Raw genomic sequence first — 2,708 nt, forward strand, 5'->3', positions numbered from 1 at the left:
AGCGCTGTGCCGGCGCCGCCGCGGGGCTCACGCTACGCGACCCGGCCGAGGGGCGATTCCGCGCCGATGCGCTGCTGCTCTCGCCGGGCATCGCGCACCTGCTGCCGCGCGCGCACCCGGCCGCCGATGCCGCGCGCGCGGCCGGCGCGCCGATCCTGTGCGACGTGGAATTCCTCTACCGCGCGGTGCTCGCCGCGCAGTCGCGCGCGCGCTTCGTGGGCGTGACGGGCACCAACGGCAAGTCCACCACCACGGCGCTGATCCACCACCTGCTGACGCAGGCCGGGCGCGAGGCGGAGGTCGGGGGCAATCTCGGCCCGCCGGCCCTCTCTCTCAACATCTTGGGGTCAGAAGGGGTCTATACCCTCGAAATGTCGTCCTACATGTTGGAGCGAATCGCCACGCTGCGCTTCAACGTGGCTGTCATGCTGAACCTCAGCCCGGATCACCTCGACCGCCATGGCGACATGGCCGGCTATGCCGCTGCGAAGGCGCGAATCTTCGCGCGGCAGTCGCCGGACGATGTCGCGGTGCTGGGCCAGGACGACGCAATGACCGCGGCGATGGCCGGCGGAATCGCGGCGCGGATCGTGCCGGTGTCGGGTCTTTCGCCGCAGCCCGGCGGCGTCTGGGCCGAGGGGCGGATGCTGCGCGACGATGGCGGCGCGATCCTGGACCTGCGCGAGGCGCCGGCGCTGCCCGGCACCCATAATGCGCAGAACGCGGCGGCGGCGGCGGCGGCCTGCCGCGCACTCGGCCTGACGCGCAGCGAGATCGCCGGCGGCCTCGTGAACTTCGGCGGCCTGCCGCATCGCCTCGAGCGTGTTGCCGAGTCTGAGGGCGTGGTCTTCGTCAACGACAGCAAGGCGACCAATGCCGACAGCGCGGCGCGCGCGCTGGCTTCCTACGATCGCGTCGTCTGGATCGCCGGCGGCGAGGCGAAGGAGGGCGGGATCGAGAGCCTGGCGCCCTTCTTCCCGCGCATCGCCCGCGCCTTCCTGATCGGCCGCGATGCCCCGGTGCTGGCGCGCACGCTGGCGGCGCACGGCGTACCGCACGAGATCACCGGCACGCTCGATGCCGCGGTGCCGGCCGCGGCCGCTGCGGCCTTCGGCGGCGCGGCGCCGGTCGTGCTGCTCTCCCCGGCCTGCGCCTCGTGGGACCAGTTCAGCGGATTCGACGCGCGCGGGGACCGCTTCCGCGACCTCGCGCGCGCGCTCACCGCCACCAATGGAAGGGCCGCCTGATGGCCTTCACGCGCGCCGACACCTCCGTCCTGGGCCGCTGGTGGTGGACCGTGGACCGCTGGACGCTGGCGGCGCTGCTGACGCTGATCGCCTTCGGCTACGTGATGATGCTGGCGGCATCGCCGGCGGTGGCGGAGCGCATCGGCGCCTCCTCCCGCCACATGTTCTTCATCAAGCAGGTCGCGTATCTCGCGATGGCCGCGGGGCTGATGGTCGCGGTGTCGCTGCTCTCGGTGAAAGGCGTGCGGCGCCTCGCGCTGCTCGGCTTCGCGGCGGCGCTGGTGCTGACGGCGGCGACGCTGGTGGTGGGCGTGGAGATCAAGGGAGCGCGGCGCTGGCTGCCAATCCCGGGCCTGTCGCTGCAGCCCTCGGAATTCCTCAAGCCCTTCTTCGCGGTGGTCGCCGGCTGGCTGATCGCCGAAGGCAAGCTGCCGGGTTCGAAGGTCTGGGGTGCTTCGATAGCGCTCGGGCTGTTCCTGGTGGTGGCGGCGATCCTGAAGGGGCAGCCCGACATCGGCATGCTGCTGGTGGTCTCGGCCGTGTTCTTCGCGCAGTTCTTCGTCGCCGGCATGAACCTGTTCCTGGTGGGTGTCGTGGGCGGGATCGGCATCGCGGGGGCCGTCGGCGCCTACCTGATCTTCCCGCACGTCCAGTCGCGCGTGCACCGCTTCCTGGATCCGTCCTCGGGCGATTCCTACCAGGTGAGCGTCGCGCTCGAGGCCTTCGCCAATGGCGGGCTGCTCGGCCGCGGCCCCGGCGAGGGGCGCGTGAAGAACGTGCTGCCCGACGCGCATGCCGACTTCGTCTTCGCCGTGGCGGGCGAGGAATTCGGCATGGTGCTCTGCCTGGTCATCCTGGCGCTGTTCGCCTTCATCGTGGTGCGCGGGCTGATGCGGCTGCTGGGCGAGACGGACCTCTTCGTCATGCTGGCGGGCACAGGGCTGCTCACGCAGTTCGGCCTGCAGGCCTTCGTCAACATGGCCTCCACGCTGCACCTGATCCCGACCAAGGGCATGACGCTGCCCTTCGTCTCCTATGGCGGGTCGTCCGTGCTGGCGATCGCGATGGGCATGGGCATGCTGCTGGCGCTGACGCGCCGGCGCACCGGATCGCGCGCCGGCGCGGATGCCGAACCAGGCCAGGCCCCCGTCGCGATGGCGGCGGGAGGGGCGCGGTGAGAGGCCCCGCCGTGCAGCCCATCGTCATCGCCGCCGGCGGCACGGGCGGGCACCTGTTCCCGGCCGAGGCGCTGGCGGCGGAACTGCTGCGCCGCGGCGAGCGCATCGCGCTGATGACCGATGCGCGCTCCGCCGCCTATGACAGTGCGGCCTTCGCCAATGCCGAGCGCTTCGTGCTGCGCGGTGCGGGCCTGTCCGGGCGCGGCATCCGCGGCGCGGCGGCGGGCGCGATGGCGCTGGTGGCGGGCACGGCGCAGGCGCGGCGGCATCTCGCGGCGCTGCG

3 protein-coding genes are annotated in these 2,708 nt (G+C 72.5%); all 3 read left to right on the plus strand.

The window, feature by feature from the left end; all coding sequences use genetic code 11:
• Positions 1–1,247, plus strand: a 1,247-nt coding sequence (gene murD, locus HW578_RS25195) for a UDP-N-acetylmuramoyl-L-alanine--D-glutamate ligase (protein ID WP_198373444.1), incomplete at its 5' end; no start/stop codon positions are given.
• Positions 1,247–2,425: an FtsW/RodA/SpoVE family cell cycle protein gene (locus tag HW578_RS25200; protein ID WP_198373445.1), complete on the plus strand. Its 1,179-nt coding sequence runs from the start codon at positions 1,247–1,249 to the stop codon at positions 2,423–2,425. The genes murD and HW578_RS25200, both read left to right, overlap by 1 nt.
• A partial coding sequence (locus tag HW578_RS25205; protein WP_198373446.1) for a glycosyltransferase occupies positions 2,422–2,708 on the plus strand: 287 nt, incomplete at its 3' end. The genes HW578_RS25200 and HW578_RS25205, both read left to right, overlap by 4 nt.

The sequence above is a fragment of the Roseomonas rosulenta genome, from assembly GCF_016106005.1.
GTDB lineage: Bacteria > Pseudomonadota > Alphaproteobacteria > Acetobacterales > Acetobacteraceae > Neoroseomonas > Neoroseomonas rosulenta.

Excerpts from the sequence above, each read along its gene's own strand:
- HW578_RS25200 (WP_198373445.1), top strand. The coding sequence starts at position 1,247 with ATGGCCTTCACGCGCGCCGACACCTCCGTCCTGGGCCGCTGGTGGTGG.